The 22,765-nt window shown below is 68.7% G+C and carries 21 protein-coding genes; 16 read left to right on the forward strand and 5 right to left on the reverse strand.

Annotated elements, in window-relative coordinates; all coding sequences use genetic code 11:
• The first annotated feature begins 186 nt into the window (after nucleotides 1-186).
• The 10 genes from NNZ72_RS13875 to NNZ72_RS13920 all read left to right on the forward strand — a co-directional run bounded on the left by NNZ72_RS13875 (nucleotide 187) and on the right by NNZ72_RS13920 (nucleotide 10,524).
• Complete coding sequence (locus NNZ72_RS13875) at nucleotides 187-954, forward strand: SDR family NAD(P)-dependent oxidoreductase (RefSeq protein ID WP_257315907.1); 768 nt, start codon at nucleotides 187-189, stop codon at nucleotides 952-954.
• A 262-nt stretch (nucleotides 955-1,216) separates the two neighbouring features.
• Nucleotides 1,217-2,350: an ABC transporter ATP-binding protein gene (locus tag NNZ72_RS13880; RefSeq protein ID WP_257315908.1), complete on the forward strand. Its 1,134-nt coding sequence runs from the start codon at nucleotides 1,217-1,219 to the stop codon at nucleotides 2,348-2,350.
• 32 nt (nucleotides 2,351-2,382) lie between these two features.
• On the forward strand, nucleotides 2,383-3,498 hold the full coding sequence (locus tag NNZ72_RS13885) for an ABC transporter substrate-binding protein (RefSeq protein WP_257315909.1): 1,116 nt from the start codon (nucleotides 2,383-2,385) through the stop codon (nucleotides 3,496-3,498).
• A 234-nt stretch (nucleotides 3,499-3,732) separates the two neighbouring features.
• Complete coding sequence (locus NNZ72_RS13890; RefSeq protein WP_257315910.1) at nucleotides 3,733-4,677, forward strand: ABC transporter permease; 945 nt, start codon at nucleotides 3,733-3,735, stop codon at nucleotides 4,675-4,677.
• A complete protein-coding gene (locus NNZ72_RS13895; protein ID WP_257315911.1) occupies nucleotides 4,674-5,474 on the forward strand; it encodes an ABC transporter permease in 801 nt (266 codons plus the stop codon). The genes NNZ72_RS13890 and NNZ72_RS13895 overlap by 4 nt, the downstream gene beginning before the upstream one ends.
• A 20-nt stretch (nucleotides 5,475-5,494) precedes the next feature.
• Entirely contained in the window at nucleotides 5,495-6,823 is a 1,329-nt protein-coding gene (gene hisD, locus NNZ72_RS13900; protein WP_257315912.1) for a histidinol dehydrogenase, read from the forward strand.
• A 3-nt stretch (nucleotides 6,824-6,826) separates the two neighbouring features.
• A complete protein-coding gene (locus NNZ72_RS13905) occupies nucleotides 6,827-7,840 on the forward strand; it encodes a zinc-dependent alcohol dehydrogenase (RefSeq protein WP_257315934.1) in 1,014 nt (337 codons plus the stop codon).
• A 124-nt stretch (nucleotides 7,841-7,964) separates the two neighbouring features.
• Complete coding sequence (gene hutC / locus NNZ72_RS13910; protein ID WP_257315913.1) at nucleotides 7,965-8,711, forward strand: histidine utilization transcriptional repressor HutC; 747 nt, start codon at nucleotides 7,965-7,967, stop codon at nucleotides 8,709-8,711.
• Complete coding sequence (locus tag NNZ72_RS13915; RefSeq protein WP_257315914.1) at nucleotides 8,708-10,000, forward strand: hypothetical protein; 1,293 nt, start codon at nucleotides 8,708-8,710, stop codon at nucleotides 9,998-10,000. Before hutC ends, NNZ72_RS13915 begins: the two co-directional genes overlap by 4 nt.
• 83 nt (nucleotides 10,001-10,083) lie before the next feature.
• Nucleotides 10,084-10,524, forward strand: coding sequence for a MarR family winged helix-turn-helix transcriptional regulator (locus NNZ72_RS13920; protein ID WP_257315916.1), 441 nt, complete (start codon nucleotides 10,084-10,086; stop codon nucleotides 10,522-10,524).
• A 16-nt stretch (nucleotides 10,525-10,540) separates the two neighbouring features.
• Here NNZ72_RS13920 and NNZ72_RS13925 read toward each other — a convergent pair whose 3' ends face one another.
• Nucleotides 10,541-11,947, reverse strand: a complete 1,407-nt coding sequence (locus NNZ72_RS13925; RefSeq protein ID WP_257315917.1) for a M10 family metallopeptidase C-terminal domain-containing protein — start codon at nucleotides 11,945-11,947, stop codon at nucleotides 10,541-10,543.
• Nucleotides 11,948-12,101: 154 nt separating this feature from the next.
• On the opposite strand from NNZ72_RS13925, the gene NNZ72_RS13930 reads away from it, so the two are divergent.
• The 4 genes from NNZ72_RS13930 (at nucleotide 12,102) to NNZ72_RS13945 (ending at nucleotide 16,587) form a co-directional block, all read left to right on the forward strand.
• Entirely contained in the window at nucleotides 12,102-12,659 is a 558-nt protein-coding gene (locus NNZ72_RS13930) for a DUF924 family protein (protein ID WP_257315918.1), read from the forward strand.
• Nucleotides 12,660-12,805: 146 nt separating this feature from the next.
• A complete protein-coding gene (locus tag NNZ72_RS13935) occupies nucleotides 12,806-15,256 on the forward strand; it encodes a mechanosensitive ion channel family protein (protein WP_257315919.1) in 2,451 nt (816 codons plus the stop codon).
• A 130-nt stretch (nucleotides 15,257-15,386) separates the two neighbouring features.
• Nucleotides 15,387-15,650 carry a hypothetical protein gene (locus NNZ72_RS13940; RefSeq protein ID WP_257315920.1) on the forward strand — a complete coding sequence of 88 codons (264 nt, stop codon included), beginning with the start codon at nucleotides 15,387-15,389 and terminating at the stop codon, nucleotides 15,648-15,650.
• A 109-nt stretch (nucleotides 15,651-15,759) separates the two neighbouring features.
• Nucleotides 15,760-16,587, forward strand: coding sequence for a response regulator (locus NNZ72_RS13945; protein WP_257315921.1), 828 nt, complete (start codon nucleotides 15,760-15,762; stop codon nucleotides 16,585-16,587).
• Here NNZ72_RS13945 and NNZ72_RS13950 read toward each other — a convergent pair.
• Nucleotides 16,584-17,591 carry a GlxA family transcriptional regulator gene (locus NNZ72_RS13950; protein ID WP_257315922.1) on the reverse strand — a complete coding sequence of 336 codons (1,008 nt, stop codon included), beginning with the start codon at nucleotides 17,589-17,591 and terminating at the stop codon, nucleotides 16,584-16,586. The two genes, NNZ72_RS13945 and NNZ72_RS13950, sit on opposite strands and share 4 nt — an antisense overlap.
• A 303-nt stretch (nucleotides 17,592-17,894) precedes the next feature.
• Between NNZ72_RS13950 and NNZ72_RS13955 the strand changes: the two genes are divergently transcribed.
• Nucleotides 17,895-18,500, forward strand: coding sequence for a GNAT family N-acetyltransferase (locus tag NNZ72_RS13955; RefSeq protein ID WP_257315923.1), 606 nt, complete (start codon nucleotides 17,895-17,897; stop codon nucleotides 18,498-18,500).
• Between the two features lie 80 nt (nucleotides 18,501-18,580).
• Here the strand turns inward: NNZ72_RS13955 and NNZ72_RS13960 are convergent, their stop codons facing one another.
• Together NNZ72_RS13960 and NNZ72_RS13965 are read right to left on the reverse strand one after the other, a co-directional pair.
• A complete protein-coding gene (locus tag NNZ72_RS13960; RefSeq protein ID WP_257315924.1) occupies nucleotides 18,581-18,733 on the reverse strand; it encodes a hypothetical protein in 153 nt (50 codons plus the stop codon).
• Nucleotides 18,734-18,884: 151 nt separating this feature from the next.
• Complete coding sequence (locus NNZ72_RS13965) at nucleotides 18,885-19,103, reverse strand: hypothetical protein (protein WP_257315926.1); 219 nt, start codon at nucleotides 19,101-19,103, stop codon at nucleotides 18,885-18,887.
• 117 nt (nucleotides 19,104-19,220) lie between these two features.
• Here NNZ72_RS13965 and NNZ72_RS13970 point away from each other — a divergent pair, with 117 nt between their 5' ends.
• On the forward strand, nucleotides 19,221-20,138 hold the full coding sequence (locus NNZ72_RS13970; RefSeq protein WP_257315927.1) for a LysR family transcriptional regulator: 918 nt from the start codon (nucleotides 19,221-19,223) through the stop codon (nucleotides 20,136-20,138).
• A gap of 200 nt (nucleotides 20,139-20,338) precedes the next feature.
• Here the strand turns inward: NNZ72_RS13970 and NNZ72_RS13975 are convergent, their stop codons facing one another.
• Nucleotides 20,339-22,381: an ASKHA domain-containing protein gene (locus NNZ72_RS13975; RefSeq protein WP_257315928.1), complete on the reverse strand. Its 2,043-nt coding sequence runs from the start codon at nucleotides 22,379-22,381 to the stop codon at nucleotides 20,339-20,341.
• Between the last annotated feature and the right edge of the window lie 384 nt (nucleotides 22,382-22,765).

Raw genomic sequence — 22,765 nt, forward strand, 5'->3', positions numbered from 1 at the left:
CGGCATCGCAGGGTGGCGGTTGCGTGGATTTCCTTCCGGCAAGACTTGAAGGCTCCGCCGTTTTGCGGCTCCATACGGCGCGGTTCCCGCGTCCTTTTCAGGCGTCGGGATTCGTGTCGTGTATATGTATAGACATTTTCCCGCGAAAATGCTGTCCTTCCGCCGGAGCCGCAACGAGGAGATGCCATGAGCCGTCCGACCTTCGACCTTTCGCAGCGCCGCGCCCTCGTCACGGGGGCGAGCCGCGGCATCGGCCAGGCGATCGCCGTGGCGCTTGCCGAGGCGGGGGCGGACGTGGCCGTGACGGCGCGCTCGCTCGACGGGCTGGCCGAGACCCGCGCGCTCGTCGAGAAGGCCGGCAGGCGCTGCGTGGCGCTGGCGCAGGACGTGCGCGAGGTCGAGGCCTGCGGCGACGTGACGAGGGCGGCCGCCGGGGCGCTCGGTGGCCTCGACATCCTGATCAACAATGCCGGCTTCGAGAACGTCCGCCCGTCCTTCGACGTGGACGAGACGCTGTGGGAATCGATCCTCTCGACGAACCTGAAGGGGGCGTTCTTCTGCGCCCAGGCCGCCGGCCGGCTGATGGCGGCGGCCGGCGGCGGGGCGATCGTCAACCTCTGCTCGCTCACCTCCTATGTCGGCATCCCGACGGCGGTGCCCTACGGCGCGTCGAAATCGGGACTGCTCGGGATCACGCGGGCGCTTGCCGCCGAATGGGCGCCGCACGGCATCCGCGTCAACGCCATCGCGCCCGGCTATTTCCGCACGGCGATGACGGAGGTCTTCTACGCGGACGAGGGCTGGCAGGCGCGCATGCTGGACAAGATCCCGCAGCGCCGCTTCGGCCGCGACGGCGACATCGGCGGCGTGGCCGTCTTCCTGTGCAGCGATGCGGCGGCCTACGTGACCGGCCACTGCATCCCGGTCGACGGCGGCTACCTCGCCTCGATCTGATCCGCCGCCTCCCGATCGGGGTGGGGAAACAGCCCGGCTCGTCTTGCGGCGCCGATGAGACTCGGCGACGATAGGCGGAGTTTTTTTGCGGTTGCACAGATTTTGATCATGTGTCATTGCAGCGCAAAAAATACGCATGTTTTCTTGACGTCACTTGTACAAATATGTATAGACAAGTGGCGCAATGCCGGCCTTGCCGGCGCGGTGGAACTGGGCTTCGCGGCGGGCTTTGCGCGCCTGCGGAGCGGGGCAGGGGAATCTCATGGGCGCTGTCGCTGCCGGCCTCCGTCCGGCCGGGCCGATCGATCGGATCGCGGTTTCCGTCAAGGACGTCAGCATGGTCTTCGGCAATGTCCATGCCGTCCGCGCCGCGTCCTTCGACCTGCCGAGGGGCCGCTTCCTGACCATCCTCGGGCCCTCGGGCTCCGGCAAGACGACGCTGCTTCGCATGATCGCCGGCTTCGACCGGCCGACCGGCGGCGAGATCTTCATCAACGGCGAGCCCGTCAATGCCGTGCCGCCGCACAGGCGGGCGATCGGCATGGTGTTCCAGAAGCTCGCGCTCTTTCCGCACATGACCGCGGCGGAGAACGTCGCCTTTCCCCTCAAGATGCGCCGCCACGACGCCCGCCTGATCCCGCAGAAGGTCGAGCGCTATCTCGATCTCGTGCGCCTCGGCGGCTACGGCGGCCGGCGCATCAACGAACTCTCCGGCGGCCAGCAGCAGCGCGTGGCGATCGCCCGCGCGCTGGTGTTCGAGCCGGACCTGCTGCTGCTCGACGAGCCGCTCGCAGCCCTCGACCGCAAGCTGCGCGAGGAGATGCAGCTCGAATTCCGCCGCATCCAGAAGGAGCTCGGCGTCACCACGATCAACGTCACGCACGACCAGCGCGAGGCGCTGGTGGTCTCCGACGAGATCATCGTCATGGACGGCGGCACGATCCAGCAGAAGGCGCGGCCCGTGGACGCCTATCGCGCGCCCTCGAACGCCTTCGTCGCCAACTTCATCGGCGTCACCAACTTCATCGCGGGCAGGGTCACGGAGGTCGCCGCGCCGCGCGTCGCCTTCGAGGCGAACGGCGTGCCGCTCGCCGGCCTCTCGGCCGATGCCGCCCTTGTTGCGGGCATGCCCTGCGCGGGGGCGCTGCGCGCCGAGCAGGTCCGCATCGCCGCCGGCAACGGCCGCCTCGACGGGCTGGAGACGGTGGTCGACGGCCATGTCGTCGACTGCATCTTCGAGGGCGAGCGCGTCGTCTATGAAATCCGGGTTCCGGCTCTGGCGGACACGCTGATGCGCGTCTTCGACCACGATCCGGAATCGCATCTGCAGTTCGGCCCGGGCGACGCGGTTCGCCTCGGCTGGAATGCAAGGGATATGCATGTCTTTCAAAAATGAACCGTGAAGGTCCAGCCAGAGGAGAACGTCTGATGTCGCATGACAAGTTCCTGTCCATCCCGATCCGCCGCCGCACCCTCATCGCCTCGATGGCAGCAGCCGGCGCGTCCGCCGGTCTTTCGCCGCTCGGCGCCGGCCGCGCGCTTGCCCAGGAGCCGGAAAAGCCGGCGGAGATCATCGTCCGCGCCTGGGGCGGAAGCTGGGTCGACGCGCTGAAGGCCGGCGTCTCCGACAGCTTCACCAAGGCGACCGGCATCGCCGTGCGCCACGACCTCACCGAGGACAACGAGATTCAGCCGAAGGTCTGGGCCGCCGTCGCCCAGAACCGCGTGCCGCCGATCCACATCAACTGGGACACGACGACGAATGCCACCAAGTCGGCGCTGCGCGGCGTGACGGAGGACCTGTCGGACCTGCCGAACCTGAAGAACACCACCGATCTCGCCAAGCCCGTCGGGCTCGACGGCTATCCGATCGTCAATACCTACGGCTATGTCTACGTGCTCGCCTATCGTCCCTCGGCCTTCCCGGACGGCCCGCCGAAATCCTGGAAGGACCTGCTCGATCCGAAGCTGAAGGGCCGCATCGCGCTCTACAACGACGGCATCGGCTTCCACTTCCCGGCCCAGGTCGCCGGCGGCGGCAAGCTGGAGGACATTCCCGGCAACATGCAGCCGGCCTGGGACTTCATCTCGAAAATCAAGGAGCAGCAGCCGCTGCTCGGCGAGGACCCGGACTTCACCACCTGGTTCCAGAAGGGCGAGATCGACGCCGCCTGCACCATCTCGACCAATGCGCGCGAGGCCAAGAAGAACGGCATCGAGCTCGCTTGGGTCGTGCCGGAGGAGGGCGCCAAGTTCGACACGGACGGCCTGTGGATCCCGAAGGGCCTGCCGGAGAACGAGCTCTACTGGGCCAAGCAGTACATCAACCATGCGCTGACGAAGGAGGCTCAGCAGGTCTGGCTCGACGGGCTCGGCCTGCCGGGCGTCGTCCCCGGCCTCAACCCCCCGGCCGACCTCGTCGGCGATCCGTCCTATCCGACCAAGGAGGAGGACTTCGAGCACCTGATCCGCATCTCCTCCAAGGTGCAGGTCGAGAACGAGAGCCAGTGGTTCGCCAAGTTCAAGGAAATCATGCAGGGCTGATGCCTGCCTGCCCGCCGCGTTTCCAGGCGGCGGGCGATACTATCGCACATCGAATTGTGAGGGTGCCTTCTGCTCCTTCTCCCCGGCGGGGAGAAGGTCGCGGCAGCGGGATGAAGGGGGGCGCCGCAGGCGCATCGCGGTGCATTCCACCCCCTCATCCGGCCCTTCGGGCCACCTTCTCCCCGCCGGGGAGAAGGGGAGCGGCGGCGCCCTTCGCGAAAGAGGAACGGTATCATGCGCACTCCCCGTGCCGCCTATCCGCTGACATGGCGCGTCATGGACGGGCTCGAACGCATCGCGGCCGCGCTCTGGCCGGCGAGCTTCCAGCGCGGCCTGCCCTATCTCATGCTCATGCCGGCGGTGGTGCTCGTGGGCCTGCTCGTGCTCGGCCTCTTCCAGATCGGCGACACCAGCCTGAGGACGCTCGACACCAACACCTTCCTGATGTCGGAGGACTACACGCTCGCCAACTACCGGCGGGTGCTGACGGAGAATTTTTTCGCCACGGTCGCCGGCCGCAGCCTGATGGGCGCGGTCATCGTCACCGCGGTCACGCTTCTCTTCGCCTTTCCCTATGCCTATCTGATGGTGCGAACGTCCTCGCCGGCGCTGCGCAAGTTCCTGCTGGTGGCGCTGTTCCTGCCCTTCTTCATCGGCCAGGTGGTGCGCGCCTACGGCTGGCTGATCATCCTCGGCAACCAGGGCATGGTCAACGAGGCGCTGGGGCTCGTCGGCGTGCCGCCGATGCGGCTCCTCTACAACTATCCCGCCGTGCTGTTCGGCCTCGTGCAATACATGCTGCCCTTCGCCGTGCTGATGCTGGCGCCGGCGCTGACCGCTATCCCCGGCGAGCTCGAAGCCGCCGCCGCCTCGCTCGGCGCCGGCTGGGTGAGGACCTTCCGCCACGTCGTGCTGCCGCTCTCGCGGCCGGGGCTGATCGGCGCCGGCCTCGTCGTCGTCACGCTGTCGCTCACCGACTTCGCCATTCCCGCCATCCTCGGCGGCGGCACGCAGGACTTCATCGCCAACGCCATCTACGACCAGTTCTTCCGCACCTCCGACCAGGGGCTCGGCGCGACGCTGTCGCTGATGCTCGTCGCCGTCGGCTCGATCGTCGTCGGCCTCGTCTTCCTCCTGTTCGGGGCGGGCACGCTCGCCATGGCGGAGGCGCGCAAATGACCGACAGCACGAGCAAGACCGTTGTCCTCTGGCTCTTCGTCGCCGCCGCACTCGTCACGCTGTCGGCGCCGACGATCGTCGTGCTCGGAGCCTCCTTCACCGCCGGCAACATCATCACCTTCCCGCCGGACGGCCTGTCGCTGAAGTGGTACGGCGCCATCGCCCAGGCGAGCGACCTGCGCCAGGCCTTTCTGCGCTCGCTGATCGTGGCGGCGATCTGCACCGCGGTCGCCATTCCCGTCGGCACGCTCGCCGGCATCGCGCTCGCCAAATACCGGGTGCGCTTCGCCCGCTCCATCCAGATCTACCTGCTGCTCCCCTTCACCATCCCGCTGATCGGCTCCGGCATCGGCATGATGCTGGTCTTCGGCGAGATGGGGGTGCTCGGCCGGCTGTGGCCGGTGGGCATCGCCTGCTGCGTCATCAACCTGCCCTTCATGATCTGGGCGGTGACGGCGAGCGCCAGCAACCTCTCGCCCGACCTGGAGCTCGCCGCAGCCAATTGCGGCGCGCCGCCGCTGCAGCGCTTCCTCTACATCACGCTGCCGGCGGTGCTGCCGGGGGTGATCACCGGATCGCTCTTGATGTTCATCCTCGCGCTCAACGAGTTTCTGGTGAGCCTGCTTCTGGTCGATGCGCGCAGCGTGACGCTGCCGGTGCAGATCTACAATTCCATCCGCTCGATCATCACGCCGGACCTCGCGGCGATCTCCGTGGTGTTCATCGCCTGCGCGGGGCTCGCCATCGCGCTGCTCGACCGGCTGGTCGGGCTCGACATCTTCCTCAAATCGAAATGACCCCTTCCAAGGACGAGACGATGACCAACGTGTCTTTCTACGATTATTCCAGGCTCGACGCCGAGGAGAAGGCGGCGCTGCTGCGACGCTCGGAAACCGACCTGTCGGCCTTCGTCGAGAAGGTCGCGCCGATCCTCGACGCCGTGCGCACCGAGGGTGACGCGGCACTCGCCCGCTTCGGCCGCGAGCTCGACAGGGCCGACGTGACGGAGGCGAACCTCAAGGTAACCGCGGCGGAGTTCGACGCCGCCTTCAAGGCGGTGGACGGGAGCGTCGTCGAGTCCATCCGCTTCGGCATCGACAATATCCGCAGGTTCCACGAGGAGCAGAAGCCGGAGGCGATGTGGCTGAAGGAGATCCGGCCCGGCGCGTTTGCCGGCGACCGCTTCACGCCGATCCGCTCCGTCGCGCTCTACGTGCCGCGCGGCAAGGGTTCCTTCCCCTCGGTGACGATGATGACTTCGGTGCCCGCCGTCGTCGCCGGCGTGCCGGAGCTCGCCATCGTCACGCCGCCTGCCCCCGACGGCTCGGTGGATGCGGCGACGCTGGTGGCGGCGCGCCTTGCCGGCGTCGAGACCGTCTACAAGGTCGGCGGCGCACAGGCGGTCGCGGCGGTCGCCTACGGCACGGAGACCGTTAGGCCGGCGCTGAAGATCGTCGGGCCGGGCAGCCCCTGGGTGGTTGCGGCCAAGCGGGCGCTGGCCGGCGTCATCGACACCGGCCTTCCGGCCGGCCCCTCCGAGGTGATGATCCTCGCCGACGACACGGTCCACGGCGGGCTCGCCGCGCTCGATCTCCTGATCGAGGCCGAGCACGGGCCGGATTCCTCGGCCTATCTGGTCACGCACAGCCGCCGCGTCGCCGAGGAGGCGCTCGCCGCGCTTCCCGAACACTGGTCGCGGATGACGGAACAGCGCGTCGCCTTCTCGAAGGCCGTGCTCACCGGCAAGACCGGCGGCATCGTGCTGACGTCGTCCATCGAGGAGAGCTACGCCTTCGTCAACGCCTATGCGCCGGAACATCTGGAACTCCTGTCGGAAGAGCCCTTCGTCCATCTCGGCCACATCACCGAGGCCGCCGAGATCCTGATGGGCACGCATACGCCGGTCTCCGTCGCCAATTTCTCGCTCGGGCCCAACGCCGTGCTGCCGACGAGCCGCTGGGCGCGGACCTTCGGTCCGCTCTCCGTCACCGATTTCGTCAAGCGCAGCTCGGTCGGCTATGTCACCGCGCCGGCCTATCCGGAATTCGCGAAACATTCGCACAACCTCGCGCTCTACGAAGGCTTCTCCTCGCATGCGCTCGCCGTCTCGCCGCTGCGCGACGCCTACCTCAAGAAGGGCGGCTGAATGATGAAGGCGGTGCGGCTCCACGATGCGAAGGACCTCCGGGTGGAGACGGTGGCCGAGCCCGCCGATCCGCCGCCGGGCCATGTCAATCTCCGGGTCCGCGCCGCCGGCATCTGCGGCTCGGACCTGCACAACTACCGCACCGGCCAGTGGATCACGCGCCGCCCCTCGACGGCCGGCCACGAATTCTCGGCCCGCGTGACGGCCGTTGGCGAGGGCGTCACCCACGTCGTGCCGGGCGACACGGTGGCCGTCGATTCGCGCGTCTGGTGCGGCACCTGCCCGGCCTGCCGGAGCGGCCGCGGCAATGTCTGCGAGGCGCTGGGCTTCGTCGGCGAGGTCTGCGACGGCGGCTTCGCGGAGATGGCGCAACTGCCCGCCCGCCTGGTGCTGCGCCACGATCCGGCGCTTGCCCCCGCCGTGGCGGCGATGGCCGAGCCGCTGGCGGTGGCGCTCCATGCCGTGCGGCGGCTTGCCGTTCCGGCGGGCGCGCCGGTGCTCGTCGTCGGCTGCGGCACGATCGGCGGCCTCTCCGCGCTCCTCCTCTCGCGGCTGCACGACGGCCCGCTTCTGCTTGCCGACCTCAATGCCGAAAAGGCCGGACTGGTGCAGGCGGTGGCGGGCGGCACGGTCGTCGCCCTCGACCGTGCGGAGATCGACGCCGCGCTCGCCGGCGGACGCCTGCGCCATGCGCTCGACGCCACCGGCAGCATCCGCGCCATTGCCGGCATCCTCGATCTGCTCTCGGGCGGCGGCGCGCTGGCGCTGGTCGGCATCGGCCACGGCAAGCTCGACCTCGATCCCAACATCCTGGTCGAGCGCGAGATCTCGCTGGTCGGCTGCCACGCCTTCGCCGACGAGCTGCCGGAGGCGGTCGGCCTGCTCGGCGACCTCGCGCCGGCGCTCTCCCGCCTCGTCGAGGTGCTGCCGGGGCTCGACGACGTGCCCGCGGCCTACGAGCGGCTTCTCGCGGGCGAGGGCAGGGCGCTGAAGACGATCGTCACGGTATCGGACTGAAGCAATTCCGGCAGACGTGCGCAGCGGTTTGCGTCCGGAATCGCATGAGAAACAGAGGACAGAGCGTTCTCGCGGTTCGGGAAAACGCGGAGATGCTTCGGGAAGCGACAGGAGGCCGGCGGCCATGAATGCACTTTCGGATTCCGCCTCGCCGCTCTACGCGAAGGTCAAGGACTTCGTCCTCGGCAATATCGGCAGCGGCAAGTGGGCCCGCAACAGCCGGCTTCCTTCCGAGAACGAGCTCGTCTCCGCGCTCGGCGTCTCGCGCATGACCGTCCACCGGGCGCTCAGGGAGCTGACGTCGGAGGGACACCTGCGCCGCATCCAGGGCGTCGGCACCTTCGTCGCGCCGCCGCGGCCGCAATCGACGCTGATCGAGATCAGCAACATCATCGCCGAGATCACGGCGCGCGGCAGCCGCCACCGGGCCGAGGTCGCGGTGCTGGAGCGCATCCCGCGGCCGGAGGCGGAGCTGCAGCTCGCCTTCGAGTTCGCGGCGAGCCGGCCCGTCGACCATTCGGTGGTGATCCATTTCGAGAACGACCTGCCGGTCCAGCTCGAGGAGCGCTACGTCAACCCGGGCCTCGTTCCCGGCTATATCGAGCAGGATTTCACGCAGACCGCGACCTACGACTACCTGCAGAACGCGACGCCGCTGACCGAGGTGGAGCACCTGATCAGCGCGCGTCCGGCCGGCGAGGCCGAGGCGCGCCTCCTGCACATGCGCCCCGGCGACTGCTGCCTCGTCCTCCACCGCAAGACCTGGACGGGACCGGTCGTCGCCACGGTCAACACGTTCACCTATGTCGGCAGCCGCTATTCGCTCGGCAGCCGCTACCTGCACGGCGACAGGCCGGGAAGGAAACCATGAGCCAGACGACGAGCCGCACCGCGGACATCCGCCGGATCGCCAAGGCCGGGGACGGCGAGGCCGAGCGGCTTCTCGCCGCGCTGCTGCGCGATCTCTTCGCGATCGACCCGCGCGGCGTGGCGATCAACCACGACCAGTACAGCCTCAACTCGCTGAACGGCTTCTTCGAGACCGACGACGGCCAGTTCTTCTTCAAGTTCCACCAGGAGGAGGGCGAGGAGGCGATGAGCGGCGAATACTACCGCGCCGACATTCTCGCCCGCGCCGGCCTGCCGGTGGACCAGCCCGTGCTGATGTCGGCGCTGCCCGGCGAGCAGATCCTCGTCTATCGCCGCCGCACCGACCCGCGCTTCTCCGACGTGCTGCGCGCGCTCGACCTCGCGGACGACGCGGCCCGGCGCGAAAGGGCCGTGGAGGCGGAACGCGGGCTGAGCGAGGCCGTGCTGAGGGTCTACCTCGACACGCTGCATCCGGTGCGCGCGGAGGAGGTGGCGGCCGAGCCGATCCACCGGCTGTTCCATGAGCGGCTGATCGACCCGCCCGCCGGCACCTATCCGGGCGGACGCATGGCGCGCTTCTATGTCGGCGAGGATTTCGCCTTTCCCGGCCTGACGCTCGGCTGGGAGCGGCTGTCGCGCTGCCGCTTCGCCGTCAACGGCGTGGAATACCGCGACACGATCGGCGACCTCTTCGACGCCGCCCACGCCCGGCTCGCGCCGGCGCGGCTGGCGGATGCCGGCGGCGTGGTGGCCCATGGCGACGCCCACAATGCCAATGTCTGGTACGAGGAGCGCGAGGGCGCGGCGCGCCTCGCCTTCTTCGACCCGGCCTTCGCCGGCCGCAACATCCCGACGCTGCTTGCCGAGGTGAAGACGACCTTCCACAACATCCTCGCCCATCCGTTCTGGCTCTACGATCCGGCGCTCGCGGCGGAGCGGTATTCGGCGCGCGCCGTCCTCGACGGCGACGTGCTGCGCGTCGCCACGGATTTCGCGCCGAGCCCGGTGCGCCGTGCGCTGCTCGACGTCAAGGCGGAGGCGCTGTGGCGGCCGCTGCTCGCGGAACTCAAGGCGCGCGGCATGCTGCCTGCCGACTGGCGGCGGGTCGTCCGGCTCGGGCTCTTCCTCTGCCCGACGCTGGTGATGAATCTCCGCGCCGGTGCCGCGACCCATAATCCCGTCTCCTCGCTGATCGGCCTATCGGTCGCGGTGATGGCCGGCAGCGAGCCGGTGGCGGGGGAGGACATCGTCTCCCGCTTCCTCGACGCGATCGATCCCGACAGGCCCTGACGCTCCGCGGGGCGACCGCGAAGGTGGACGGGGCGGGCGTCCCGGTGCATGCTGGAGGCGACGGTACGAGGGAGCGGGAGCTGTTGTCGATCGAAAAGGGACTGTCGCCGGCGGCGCTCGCGGAGCGCCTGGAGCTCGTTTCGCGGATGCTGCATTCGCGCGGCTTCGCGCACGACCTCTTCCCCTCGCAATGGATGGCGCTGCGCTATTTCGCCGGGGCGCGCACGGACCTGTGCACGGCGAGCGAGCTCGCGCGCTTCCAAGGGCTGGCGAACGGTTCGGTCAGCCGCACCGTGCGCACGCTCGTCCACAAGGGGCTTCTCGCCAAGGCCGCCGCGCAGCCGCGCGGCCGGGCCGAGATCCTGGAGGTGACACCGGCCGGCCGGTCGCTGCTGGCCGTCGATCCGCAGCGCGACCTGGAAGCCCTGCTCGCCGGCCTTTCCGATTCGGATCGGGAAACGCTCGGCCGCAGCCTGGACCTGATGCTGCGCCGGCTGCCGACGCCGGCCGCCGGCAGGGGGTGATTCCGGCGCCGTATACCTAGAGGATGAAGTCGCCTTTCGTCAGCGCGAGCCGGCCGGCGAGCTCCAGGGTGAAATCGGCGTGCCGGTCGCCGTCGATGTCGCCCTGGACGAGGGTGACGGGCTTGCCCTTGTCGGTCGTCTGGTACCAGCGCAGGTCCCCGGCGTGGCCGGTGAAGACCTTGCCCTTCGCCGCGAGGAAGGTGAAGTCGTGGCCGCGCGCCGCGCCGTTGGCGTCGATCGCCGAGAGGTCGATCCGGTCGCGGCCGTGCTCGAAATCGGTGATCCGGTCGCGCGCGCCGGAGCGCATGCCGATCTCCGCAGCGCTGCGGAAGACGAAGACGTCCGCGCCCGAGCCGCCGGCGAGCAGGTCCGCGCCCCGTCCGCCCTCCAGGCGGTCGGCGCCGGAATTGCCGTAGAGCCTGTCGTTGCCGGCAAGCCCGAGGAGCGCGTCGCTGCCGCGCCCGCCCGTAAGCGTGTTGGCATGCGAGGAGCCGATCAGCAGGTCGGCGTCGTTGCGCGCCGAATCGGCGGCGGTGCCGTCGCCGGACAGGTTGCGCGTTCCGGCCGAGGCGATCTGCAGCTCCTCCAGCGCCATCGTCCTCGCGATGCCGTAGGCGGCCTTCAGGCGGGCGATCGCCGGGGCGAGTTCCTTCTCGACGGCGTCGATCGACGCGAGGCCCTTGATGCGGCCGGCGGCGTCGGGGTCGTGCGCCTTCTCGTAGGCGAGGATCTTCTGGCGGTGTGCGGTGTACATCAGCCCCGCATCGAGCGCCTCCGCCTTCGTCGCCGCCCTGTCGGCGGCGTAGAGCTTGAAATGCTCCGCCTCGACGTAGCGTCGGTTGGCGATGCCGTCGTGGCCGCTGCCGTTGGAATTGTAGCGGATCTCGTACCACGCCTCGGCGCGGTCGCCGGAGAGCACGGCCGCCTTGAGCTTCGGGCCGAGCAGGGACGGGGCGTTCCAGGCCATGCTGAACAGCACGGCCCGCTCCGCCGACGGCGGGATCCTGGCGATCCAGCGGTCGATCGCCGCCTCGTAGCCGGGCGAGATGGCGGCGAGCGCCTTGCCGACCTGCGTGTCGGAGGCGAAGCCGAAGGTCTTCGGCGCGTCGGCGTCGTGCGTCGCCTTCCAGTCCGCCATCACCTTGTCGAGGCGGCTGTTGAGAAGCGCGGTCTCGCCGCGGCCGTAGCTCTTGTCGACGACCGCCTTCAACCGGCCCTGCAGCGTGACGTTCCAGCCCGTGCCGAGCATCGCCTTCAGCACCGGCTCGAGATTGTAGCGCAGGTTGAAGCCGATGCCGATGGTGGGGGCGGGATCGGCGGCCGTGTCGAGATAGGCGCGCCGGGTCGATCCCTCCAGCACCGTCAGCATGGAGAAGACCGTCTGCCGGTAGGCGGCGCCGGACATCGCGGTGAACTTCAGCATCGGCCTCGCGCTCCCTCGTCAACGGACCGATCCTAGCGGCCATGGGTAAAGGCCCGGCTCACGGACAGGGGAAACGTTTTGCTAACGGCAGGCCTTGCTCCCTCCGGCCGGCGGGCCATATTGCGGGAGGAAACGGAAAGAGGGAGGCCGGAGGATGAACCGGGAGAAGATCGCAAGCCCGCGCGAGGTCGTCGCCTACTGGTGCGAGACGGTGGCGCCCGCGCTGTGGTGGCAGCCGACGGAGGAGCTCGACGCCGAGGTCCGCACGCGCTTTGCCGCCACGCATCTCGCGCTCTCGCGCGCGGTCGCGCCCGAATGGCGGGCGGACGCCGAGGCGCGGCTGGCCGCCCTCGTCGTCCTCGACCAGTTCCCGCGCAACATGTACCGCGCCTCGCCGCTCGCCTTCGCGGCCGACTGGATCGCCCGCCGCGAGGCGCGCCTGGCGCTGGAGGCCGGCGCCGACCGTGCGGTGCCGCGCGAGTGGCGGCAGTTCTTCTACCTGCCCTTCGAGCATTCCGAGGACCTCGCCGACCAGGACCTGTCCGTCGAGCTGTTCACGGCGCTCGGGGACGAGACCTATCTCGACTATGCGCTGCGCCACCGCGAGGTCATCGCCCGCTACGGCCGCTTCCCGCACCGCAACGCCTTCCTCGGCCGGCCGTCGACGCCGGAGGAGGAGGCCTATCTCGCGGAGCCTGGCGCGGGGTTCTAGCGCGCCCGCGGATCGGCGGGCCGGTTCCGCCAGCGGTTGCCGGAAACGGGGCTTCGACATAAATCCTTGAACCGATTCCGATCGAAGGGATTATGCAGTAGAAGAAGCGTCCGCGCCGTCGCGCGGGACCATCGAAGCGAGGAAGCGTGTCACCGATCGTCCGTCTTGCCGCCGCCTTCCTTGCGGCCCTGTTCCTGTCGTTCTCGCCGGTGCTCGCGCAAGGGACCGCCGGCGGCGGCACGGCCGTCGAGCAGGCCGCCCAGAGCCTCGACAAGGCCGGCGCCCAGCTCGACGCGATCCGCGAGCGGGTGCAGCGCTACCAGGAGGACGACGCCCGGCTGGTCGAGCTGAAGGTCGAGACGGAGGCGCTGAACCGCGCGATCCTCGCCATTTCCGTCGGCACCCGCCCGCGCCTGGAGGAGATCAAGGCGCGCCAGGCCGAGCTCGGCGACCCGCCGGCCGAAGGCGCGGCCCCGGAGGCGGCGATCGTCGTGGAGGAGCGCAAGCGGCTCGCCGGCGAGCGCAACGCCATCAACGCGCTCACGGGCGAGGCGGAGAACCTGTCAATCGAGGCGACCAAGCTCGCCAACCGCATTACCGAGATCCGCCGGGAACTGTTCACCGAGGCGATCCTGAAGCGAACCGAGATCAACGACGACCTGTTCCGCAACGCGGGCACGGCGATCGACGTCGAGATGCAGACGCTCGGGCGCACCGTCTCCGCCTGGTTCCAGTTCGTCTGGAAGTTCAAGCGGCTCTCGCTTCTCGCCGCCGTCGGCCTGTCGCTGATGGCGGCCCTCGTCCTGCTGTCGGGCAGCTACCGGCTGTTCGGGCCGCTGATCACCCGCGTGGCGCAGCAGGAGCGGCCGCACTACATCACGCGCCTCCTCGTCGCCTTCTGGTCGACCATCCTGCCGAGCATGGCGGCGGCGGCCTTCGCGGTGGCGAGCTTCTTCTTCCTAGACATGTTCACGGTGCTGCGCGCCGACATCGCGCCGCTCGTCGCCGTCACGCTCGCGGTCGCGGTCGCGATCTATTTCGTCGCCAAGCTCGCGAGCGCCGTGCTGTCGCCGCGCGACGGCAACTGGCGGCTGGTGCGGGTCTCGAACCGCGGCGCCTTCCTGCTCTGGCTGTCGGCGACGACGATGGCGATCGTCAACGGCGCGGACTACCTGCTCGGCACGGTGAGCGAGGTGTTCGGCTCTCCCGTCGTCCTCACTGTCGTCAAGAGCTTCGTCGCCTCCATCGTCATCGGCCTCGTCCTGACGGCGACGGCCTTCATCCGGCCGATCCTGCACAAGGGCGAGCCGCCGGACGCGCAGGGGCGGCCCTGGCCGCGCTCCGTCTTCACCCTGCTGGTGCTGACCGGCCTCGGCCTGATCGTCGCCGCGCTCTTCGGCTATGTCGGCATGGCGCGCTTCGTGGCGACGCAGATCGTCGTCACCGGCGCGATCCTCGTCACCATGTATATCGGCATCCTCTCCGGCCGCGCCGTCTCCGCGCCCAACGCCTTTGCCGAGACGGCGGTCGGCAAGCGACTGGAGACGCGCTTCGGCCTCGGCCAGGTGACGCTCGACCAGATGGGGCTCGCCGCCGGCCTCAGCATCTACCTCCTCGTCTTCGTCTGCTTCGTGCCGCTCATCCTGCTGCAATGGGGCTTCCAGGTCGCCGACATCCAGTCCTGGGCCTATCGCATCTTCACGGAGATCCGCGTCGGCTCGATCAGCATCTCGCTCGTCGGCATCCTTGCCGGCCTCGTCCTCTTCATCGCCGGCCTCGTCGTCACGCGCTGGTTCCAGAAATGGGTGGACGGCAACGTGCTGGCGCGCAGCCAGGTCGACGTCGGCGTGCGCAACTCGGTGCGCACCGCCGTCGGCTATGCCGGCGTGGCGATCGCCGGCCTGATCGGCATCTCGGCGGCCGGCATCAGCCTTTCGAGCCTCGCGCTCGTCGCCGGTGCCCTCTCGCTCGGCATCGGTTTTGGCCTCCAGAACATCGTCTCGAATTTCGTCTCCGGCCTGATCCTGCTCGCCGAGCGGCCGTTCAAGGTGGGCGACTGGGTGGTGGCCGGCACGACGGAGGGCTTCGTGCGCCGTATCTCGGTGCGCGCGACCGAGATCGAGACCTTCCAGCGCCAGACCGTCATCGTGCCCAACTCGGTGCTGATCAACGGCCAGGTCGGCAACTGGACGCACCGCAACAAGCTCGGGCGCGTCGAGGTGACGATCAGCGTGCATGCCGGCAACGATCCCCTGCAGGTGCGCGACATCCTGCTCGACGTGGTGCGCGCGCAGCAGGGCCTGCTGCGCAACCCCGAGCCCGCGGTGCTCCTGCAGGCCTTCTCCGCCTCGACCCTCGACTTCGAGATCCGCGCCTTCCTCGCCGACATCCTCTCGGCGACGGCCGTCAAGTCGGAGCTCAGGGCGGCCATCCTGCAGCGCCTGCGCGACGAGAAGATCGCGATCGGCGCGCCGGCCGCGCCGGAGGTGCCGGTGAAGATCTCGCCCGAGGGGGCGAGGATCCTCACCGCGCTCGTCGGCCAGGCGACGGAGGCGATCCGGCGCCCGGAGGGCGGGGCGGCGGCGCCCGATGCCTGATTGCGGACGGATGAACGCCGCATTCACGCTGCATTCAGCAGTCCCGCCATAAAAAGCATGCAAATCCCGAAGCGGAGCGATAGTGTTCCCAAGGGTCGAAAAAGGGGCGGCGCTCGGGCGCCGGGCAAAGATGAAGCGGATGATCGTGATGCTGCTGCTTTCGGGGGCGATGGCTGCGCCGGCTCTGGCGGCGACCGTCACCAACAAGGACGACAAGACGCAGGTGCTCGTCATCGTCGAGGGCGGCAGCCGCGCGGAAGTCGCCGTCGAGCCGGGCTCGACCCAGACCATCTGCCCCGCCGGCTGCTTCGTGACGCTGCCGAACGGTGACCGCGTCGGCCTTGCCGGCGGCGAGACGGTGGAGATCGAGGGCGGCGCGGCCTCGATCAAGTGACGCGGCAGGGCCGGATGCGTGACCTGGCCCCGCGGACTTAACGCTTTTGCAAATGGTTGCCGGGTACCCCTTTCAGGAAAGGGAATCCATCACGATACGAAGGCAGGCCATGGCATTTATCGGCATTTCCGGGATGCAATATTCCGGCGCGTCTCTCTCGCACCACCGCATCCTTCTCGCCGAGGATTCGAATGTCTTCACCTCCATGGTCTCGACGCGGCTGAAGGAGCTCTTCGGCATCGAGGTGGAGATCTGCCGCAATTTCGAGGAGCTCGAAGTCGCCTACGACCGGTCGGCCGACAAGGTGACGCTCGCCATCTCCAACATCAACCTGCCGGGGGCGGAGAACGGCGAGGCGCTGAACTACCTGGTCGACCTCTCGGTCCCCACCATCGTCTTCACCGGCACCTTCCAGCAGGCGACGCGCGACCAGCTCCTGTCGAAGGAGATCGTCGACTACATCCTCAAGGACAACATCTTCGCCGTCGACATGCTGGCCGAGTCCGTCTGCCGCTTCCTCACCAACCACCAGCACCACGTGCTCATCGTCGACGACAGCGCCACGGCGCGCGCGCTCCTGACGACGCGGCTCAAGCGCTACAATTTCCGCGTCAGCGCCGCCGACAGCGGCGCGGTCGCGCTGTCGCTGCTCAAGGCCAATCCCGACATCGCCCTGATGATCACCGACTACAATATGCCGGACATCGACGGCTTCGAGCTGACGCGCCGCATCCGCAGCACGGTCGGCTCGCACCGGCTGCGCATCATCGGCGTCTCGTCCTCGACGGACCGGCTGCTCTCGGCGCGCTTCCTCAAGGCCGGCGGCAACGACTTCATCATGCGGCCCTTCATCGACGAGGAGTTCTACTGCCGCGTCAACCAGAACCTCGACACGCTGACGCAGATCCGGAACGCGCAGCAACGTCTTGCGGGTTAACGCGCGACGGCAGAGAGCGTCAGCTTGCGCTCGGCGCGCTCCTGCTGGGGCGAGCGGTTGTAGAGTTCGCGGTAGCACTTGGAGAAGTGCGAGGCGGAGACGAAGCCGCAGGCGACCGCCACCTCGACGACCGGCATGGACGACTGCACCAGCAGGTGGCGCGCGCGGTCGAGCCGGATCTCCAGATAGTAGCGGGCGGGCGAGCGGCCCATCTCCTGGCGGAACAGCCGCTCGATCTGGCGGCGCGAGAGATCCGCGCTGTCGGCGATTTCCAGGAGCGACAGCGGCTCGGAAAGATTGCTCTCCATGAGCTCGATGATCGACAGCACCTTGGCGTTCTGCACGCCGAGGCGGGCGCGCAGCGGCAGGCGCTGGCGGTCGTGGGGGCCGCGCACGCGGTCGGTCAGCGCCTGCTCGCAGACGCGGTTGACGAGGTTCTCGCCGAAATCCTGGTCGATCAGGTTCAGCATCATGTCGAGCGAGGCCGTGCCGCCGGCGCAGGTATAGACGTTGCCGTCGATCTCGTAGAGATCGGCATAGACGTCGGCCTGCGGGAAGGCCTCGGCGAAGCCCGGCAGGTTCTCCCAGTGGATCGCACAGCGCTTGCCCGTCAGCAGTCCCGCCTGGGCCAGCACATGCGCGCCCGTACAGAGCGAGCCGACGGCGATGCCGCGATTGTAGACCTCGCGCAGCCAGGCGTTCACGGACTTGTTGTGGAAGTCCTCGACATGGACGCCGGAACAGACCAGCACCATCGACGGCCGGTTCTCGCCGCCGAGGAACTTGCGCTCGTCGGCGAGCGAGGAGTTGACCTCGATACCGATGCCGCTCGAGGCCAGCACCTGCTGGCCGTCGGTCGAGGCCAGCCGCCAGCTGTAGGCCTCGTAGCCGAGCATGCGGTTGGCGATGCGCAGCGTCTCGATCGCCGCCGAGAAGGGCAGCATGGAGAAGTTGGGCACGAGGAAGAAGACGAGGGAGCGTTTCTTGACGTTCTGCTTGCTCATCGGTTTGTCCAGGGGCCGGGGGTTGTCCATGCGGGCGGCCGTGTCGCAATGGTGATGCGGAGAGCGATCCTCCCGCTAGCCGTTTTGCGACGCCGGGAAGGACGGAAACGACCGGGTATCGCCCCGCATCGTTGAAATGTCAGGTGGTTCAGGCAAAATTAAGTCGGCGCGTCCGCCCTTGCGCGTTTGCGACGCCCGCGGGCACCTTGTCCGCCAGCGACATGCGGGTCCGCCCCGGCCGGTTTGACAGGGCGCGTGCGAGACGGCAGAGAGGATGCCCTGTGTCTCGAAGGGGGATCGCGCATGCTGCCCGATGGGTATTCCGACGTGCCGGCGGGCAAGCTCGCGACGGTGGTGACGTGCCTGGACATGCCGGCGCCGCCGGCGCTGCGCGCCGATCCCGCGCCGCAGCCCGGCGTGCGGCTGGAGCGGGTCGCCGCCCCCGAGACGGGCTGGTATCGCGATCTCTACCGGCGCATCGGCGCCGAGTGGCTCTGGGCCTCGCGGCTGACCATGGCGGACGCGGCGCTGGAGGCGGTCCTGCACCATCCGGACGTGGAGGTTCATGCGGTGATGAAGGACGGTCGCGCGGAGGGCCTGCTGGAGCTCGACTTCCGCGAGGAGGGGGTGTGCGGGCTCGCCTTCTTCGGGCTGACGCCGGCGGCGATCGGCAACGGCACGGGACGCTGGCTGATGAACCGCGCCGTGGAGCGGGTCTGGTTCGGGCAGGACCGCGCGCCGGTGCGCCGCTTCTGGGTGCATACCTGCACGCTCGACCATCCGCAGGCGCTCGGCTTCTACATCCGCTCCGGCTTCTCGCCGGTGAAGCGGCAGGTCGAGATCTTCGACGATCCGCGCCTCACGGGCGCGTTGCCGCGGGACACGGCGCCGCGGGTGCCGATCCTCTGAAACGAAACCGCCGGAGAGACCGTTTCGCGGTCATCTCCGGCGGCTCGCAGCGGCGCTCGGGAGGAGATTGCAGCGACGGTTCATCGCCGGCGCGTGTCCGTCGAGCGGAAGCCGATGTCCTTGCGCATGTCGTAGGACAGGCTTTCCAGCTCGCGCAGCGCACGGTGGTTGCGCCAGGCGGCGGCGATGCGGCCGGAGAGGCCGCGCAGAAGCGGCAGGGCCGCCGCGCTCACGGGATGCCGGCCCCGGAGAGGGCGATATGCGGATGCGATTGCCATGTTCAGGGTCCTTTCGAGCTTGGGAGGTATCGAAAGGTCGCGACCTTGACGATGATCATGCCGCGACCTCATCCATCAATCAAACGAATATAATTGATTGGAGCGATCAGGAACGTTCATGCATGTCGATGGACGGCCAGCCGATGTCGCGCTGCAGGTAGGGCGACAGCTGCTGCAGGTCCTCCGTCACGCGGCGGGCGGCGATGCGCCGGCGGCGGGCCTCGACGGCCTCGCCGACGAAATGCCGTATTGCATAGTAGAATCCGCTTCCACGGACACGAACGGCCAGAACGGTGCCGTCCACGGGCGATTCTTGCGTTTTCATGGCGGTTTTCCTTCGGGTTCGTCGGCTTTGCAGGTTGACTATCCGCCCCGATCGGGTTTCAATCAAACGAAATGATGTTACGCTTTGGTTCAGAATTTCTGATCTTAGGAGGCGACGATGAACCTTCTGATGCGCCCGACGCTGCCGCTGCTCGAGCTCGACATCCTCAGGACCTTCGTGGCGATCGCGGAGACCGGCAACTTCACCACGGCCGCCGAGACGGTGCACCGCACGCCGTCGGCCGTCTCCATGCAGATCAAGAAGCTGGAGGACATGCTGGGCTGCACGCTGTTCCGCCGCGACGCGCGCTCGGTCGTGCTCACCCACCACGGCGAGGTGCTGCTCTCCTACGCGCGGCGGCTGCTCTTGCTCAGCAACGAGGCGGTGTCGCGCTTCATGATGCCGGAGATGAACGGCGTGGTGCGGCTCGGCGCGCCGGACGACGTCGGCGAGCTGATCCTGCCGGAGGTGCTGAAGCGCTTCGCCGAGACCTATCCGTCGATCGCCGTCAACGTCTCCATCGAATCGAGCGGCAACCTGCGCCGCGCCGTGGCCGAGCGGCGGCTGGACCTTGCGATCTTCAACGCGCCGGACGGCGTGATGCCGGTGCCGGGCGAGCTCTTGATGAAGGAGCAGCTCGTCTGGGCCGGGCGCAATTGCGGCACGGCGCATCTGAAGAACCCGCTGCCGGTGTCGGTCTGGGAGGAAGGCTGCATCTGGCGGGCGCGGGCGCTGGAGGAGCTTTCCCGCTCGGGCCGCGACTTCCGCGTCGCCTATTTCTGCGCCCATCACATGGGCCAGCGCGCGGCGATCCGCGCCGATCTCGCCGTCGCCCCGCTCGCCCGCTTCCTGGTCGGCGAGGACATGGTGGCGCTCGGCGAGAAGGACGGGTTGCCGGACCTCGGCCACTATACGATCGGCCTCGTGGTGGGCGAGGAGGCGGAGACGCCGGCGCTCGCCGTCGCCGACTACATCCGCGCCGCCTTCGCCCGCATCGAGCGCCGCCCGACGGACGCGCTGCCGGTGGCCTGCTGAGGGGCGACAAGCCGTCGCCTCCTTCCCCTTCCCCCTCCGGGGAGAAGGTGGCCCAAAGGGCCGGATGAGGGGGGCGAAGCCAGTGAGGTTTCCCGCTCCTGCGCCTTCGGCATCCCCCTCATCCCGCTACCGCGACCTTCTCCCCGGAGGGGAGAAGGGGAGTTGCGGCACCCTTACTTTCCATAGGCAAGCGTCGCCAGCTACTCCCTGCTGCGTCTGCGCCTGCGCCCGCCGCCTTCGCCGCCGCCGTCGTCCGACAGCACCTTGCGCTCCGGCAACGTCACGACCTTCGCCAGCTCCGGGAAGGCGTCGACCTTGTTCGGCAGCGCCATGGCGTTGACGAAGTGCTCCTGGAACTTCGGCTCCAGCGCCGTCTCGATCTTCTCGATGCGGCTCACCTCCAGCTCGATCTCGCGGCGGTGGTCGCGGTTGAGGAGCGCCATCAGCGCGCCGGTGCCGGCGGCGTTGCCGACGGCCTTGACCTCGGCGAGGTCGCAGTCGGGGATGAGGCCGAGCACCATGGCGTATTTCGGGTCGATGAAGGAGCCGAAGGCGCCGGCGAAGCGGATCATGTCGACATGTTCGACGCCCTGCTTCTCCATCAGCAGCTTGATGCCGGCATAGAGCGCGGATTTGGCGAGCTGGATGGCGCGGATATCGTTCTGCGTCACGGTGATGCGCGGCTCGCCGTCATGCAGCAGGTAGGAGAAGGTGCGGCCGTTCTGCAGGATGCGCGGGCTTCTCGCCGCCATCGCCCCGTCGACGACGCCGTCCTCGGAGATGAGGCCGGAAAGATACATCTCCGCGACCACCTCGATGATCGCCGAGCCGCAGATGCCGGTGACGCCGACGCCGGCCGCCGCTTCCGCAAAGCCCTCCTCGTCCGACCACTTGTCGACGCCGATGACGCGGAAGCGGGGTTCGAGCGTGACCGGATCGATGCGCACGCGCTCGATCGCGCCGGGGGCGGCGCGCTGGCCGGAGGAGATCTCCGCGCCCTCGAAGGCGGGGCCTGTCGGAGAGGAGGCGGCGACGACGCGGCCGCGGTGGCCGAGCACGATCTCGGCATTGGTGCCGACGTCGACCAGCAGCATCATGCGGTCCTGCCGGTAGGGGCCTTCGGCGAGCGTCGCGCCCGCCGCATCCGCGCCGACATGGCCGGCGATGCAGGGGAGCAGGTAGAGCCGCGCGCCGCGGTTCACCTCGATGTCGATGTCGTATGCCCAATATTGCAGCGCGCCGGAGACGGCGAGCGCGAAGGGCGCCTGGCCGAGCTCCGTCGGGTCGATGCCGAGGAACAGGTGGTGCATGATCGGGTTGGCGACGAAGACCATGTCGAGGATGTCGTGGCGGTCGACGCCGCCTTCCTCGCAGACCTTGCCGATCAGCATGTTGACGGCCTCGCGCACCGCCTTCGTCATCGCCTCGCGGCCGTCGGCGTTCATCATGACGTAGGACACGCGACTCATCAGGTCCTCGCCGAAGCGGATCTGCGGGTTCGACGTGCCGGAGGAGGCGGCGATGCGGCCGGAGAGCAGCGAGACGAGATGCATGGCGATCGTCGTCGAGCCGATGTCGCAGGCGATGCCGTAGGCCTCGTTCTTGAGGCCCGGCCAGAGGCCGATGATGAAGGGGCGCGACGAATCCATGTCGCGGTGGATCGCGGCGGTGACGCCCCAGTTGCCCTTGCGCAGGATCGACTGCACCTCGGGGATCAGGTGCGGGGCGACAGCCAAGTCCTTCCAGCCCCAGTCCTTCTCCAGCACGGCCTTGAGGCGGTCGAGGTCGCCGAGCGGCTTGTGCATGTCGGGCTCGTCCACCTCGACGTAGCAGAGCTGGACGGCGGGGTTGCGCTCGATGTGGCGGTCGGTCGCGGCCTTGCGCACGACCTGCGCGTTGATGACGGTGTCCTGCGGCACGTCGACGACGAGGTCGCCGAGGATCAGGGCGGAACAGGAGAGGCGCCGGCCCTCCGGCAGGCCGCGGACCTTCTCGTAGCGCTCCTCCTTCGGGCCCTTCTCGGAGATGTGGTCGAGCGAGGAGACGATCTTGTGCTTGGCGAAGTTGCCCTCCTGCACGCTCACCTGACAGCGCCCGCAGGTGGCGCGCCCGCCGCACACGCTCTCGACATAGACGCCGAGCTTTCGCGCGGCGTCGAGGACGGGGGTGCCGACCGGGAAGCGGCCGCGCTTGCCGGACGGCATGAAGAGAACGAGGGGATCCTTGGCCTGGGTTTCGCTCATGATGCTGTTGTTCTCTGCCGTGTCGTCGAAACGCATTGTGCTCGCTCCCCCGGGATTATGCCGGACGCTGCCGCCAGACTGCACCGGAAACCGACCCGGGGCTGGTCAATTCCCGACATGAAAAGATCACCTTGCGGGGAATGCGCAAGGTGATCGGTGGTTTGTCGAGGGAATGCCCCTCATCCCCCTGCCGGGACCTCTCCCCGTAAACGGGGAGAAGGAGGAAAACGGCGAGCCCATCGCTCCTCGCCCCGCTTGCGGGGAGAGGATGCCGGCAGGCAGGTGAGGGGCAGCTTGTCCCTCGCGCCTTACTCCGCCCGCGCGCCTGCGCCCGCCCGCGCTGCACGGCCGCCGCGACGGCCGCCGCCGCCGGCCGCCGGCGCC

The sequence above is a fragment of the Shinella pollutisoli genome (assembly GCF_024609765.1).
In the GTDB taxonomy this organism is placed as follows: domain Bacteria; phylum Pseudomonadota; class Alphaproteobacteria; order Rhizobiales; family Rhizobiaceae; genus Shinella; species Shinella pollutisoli.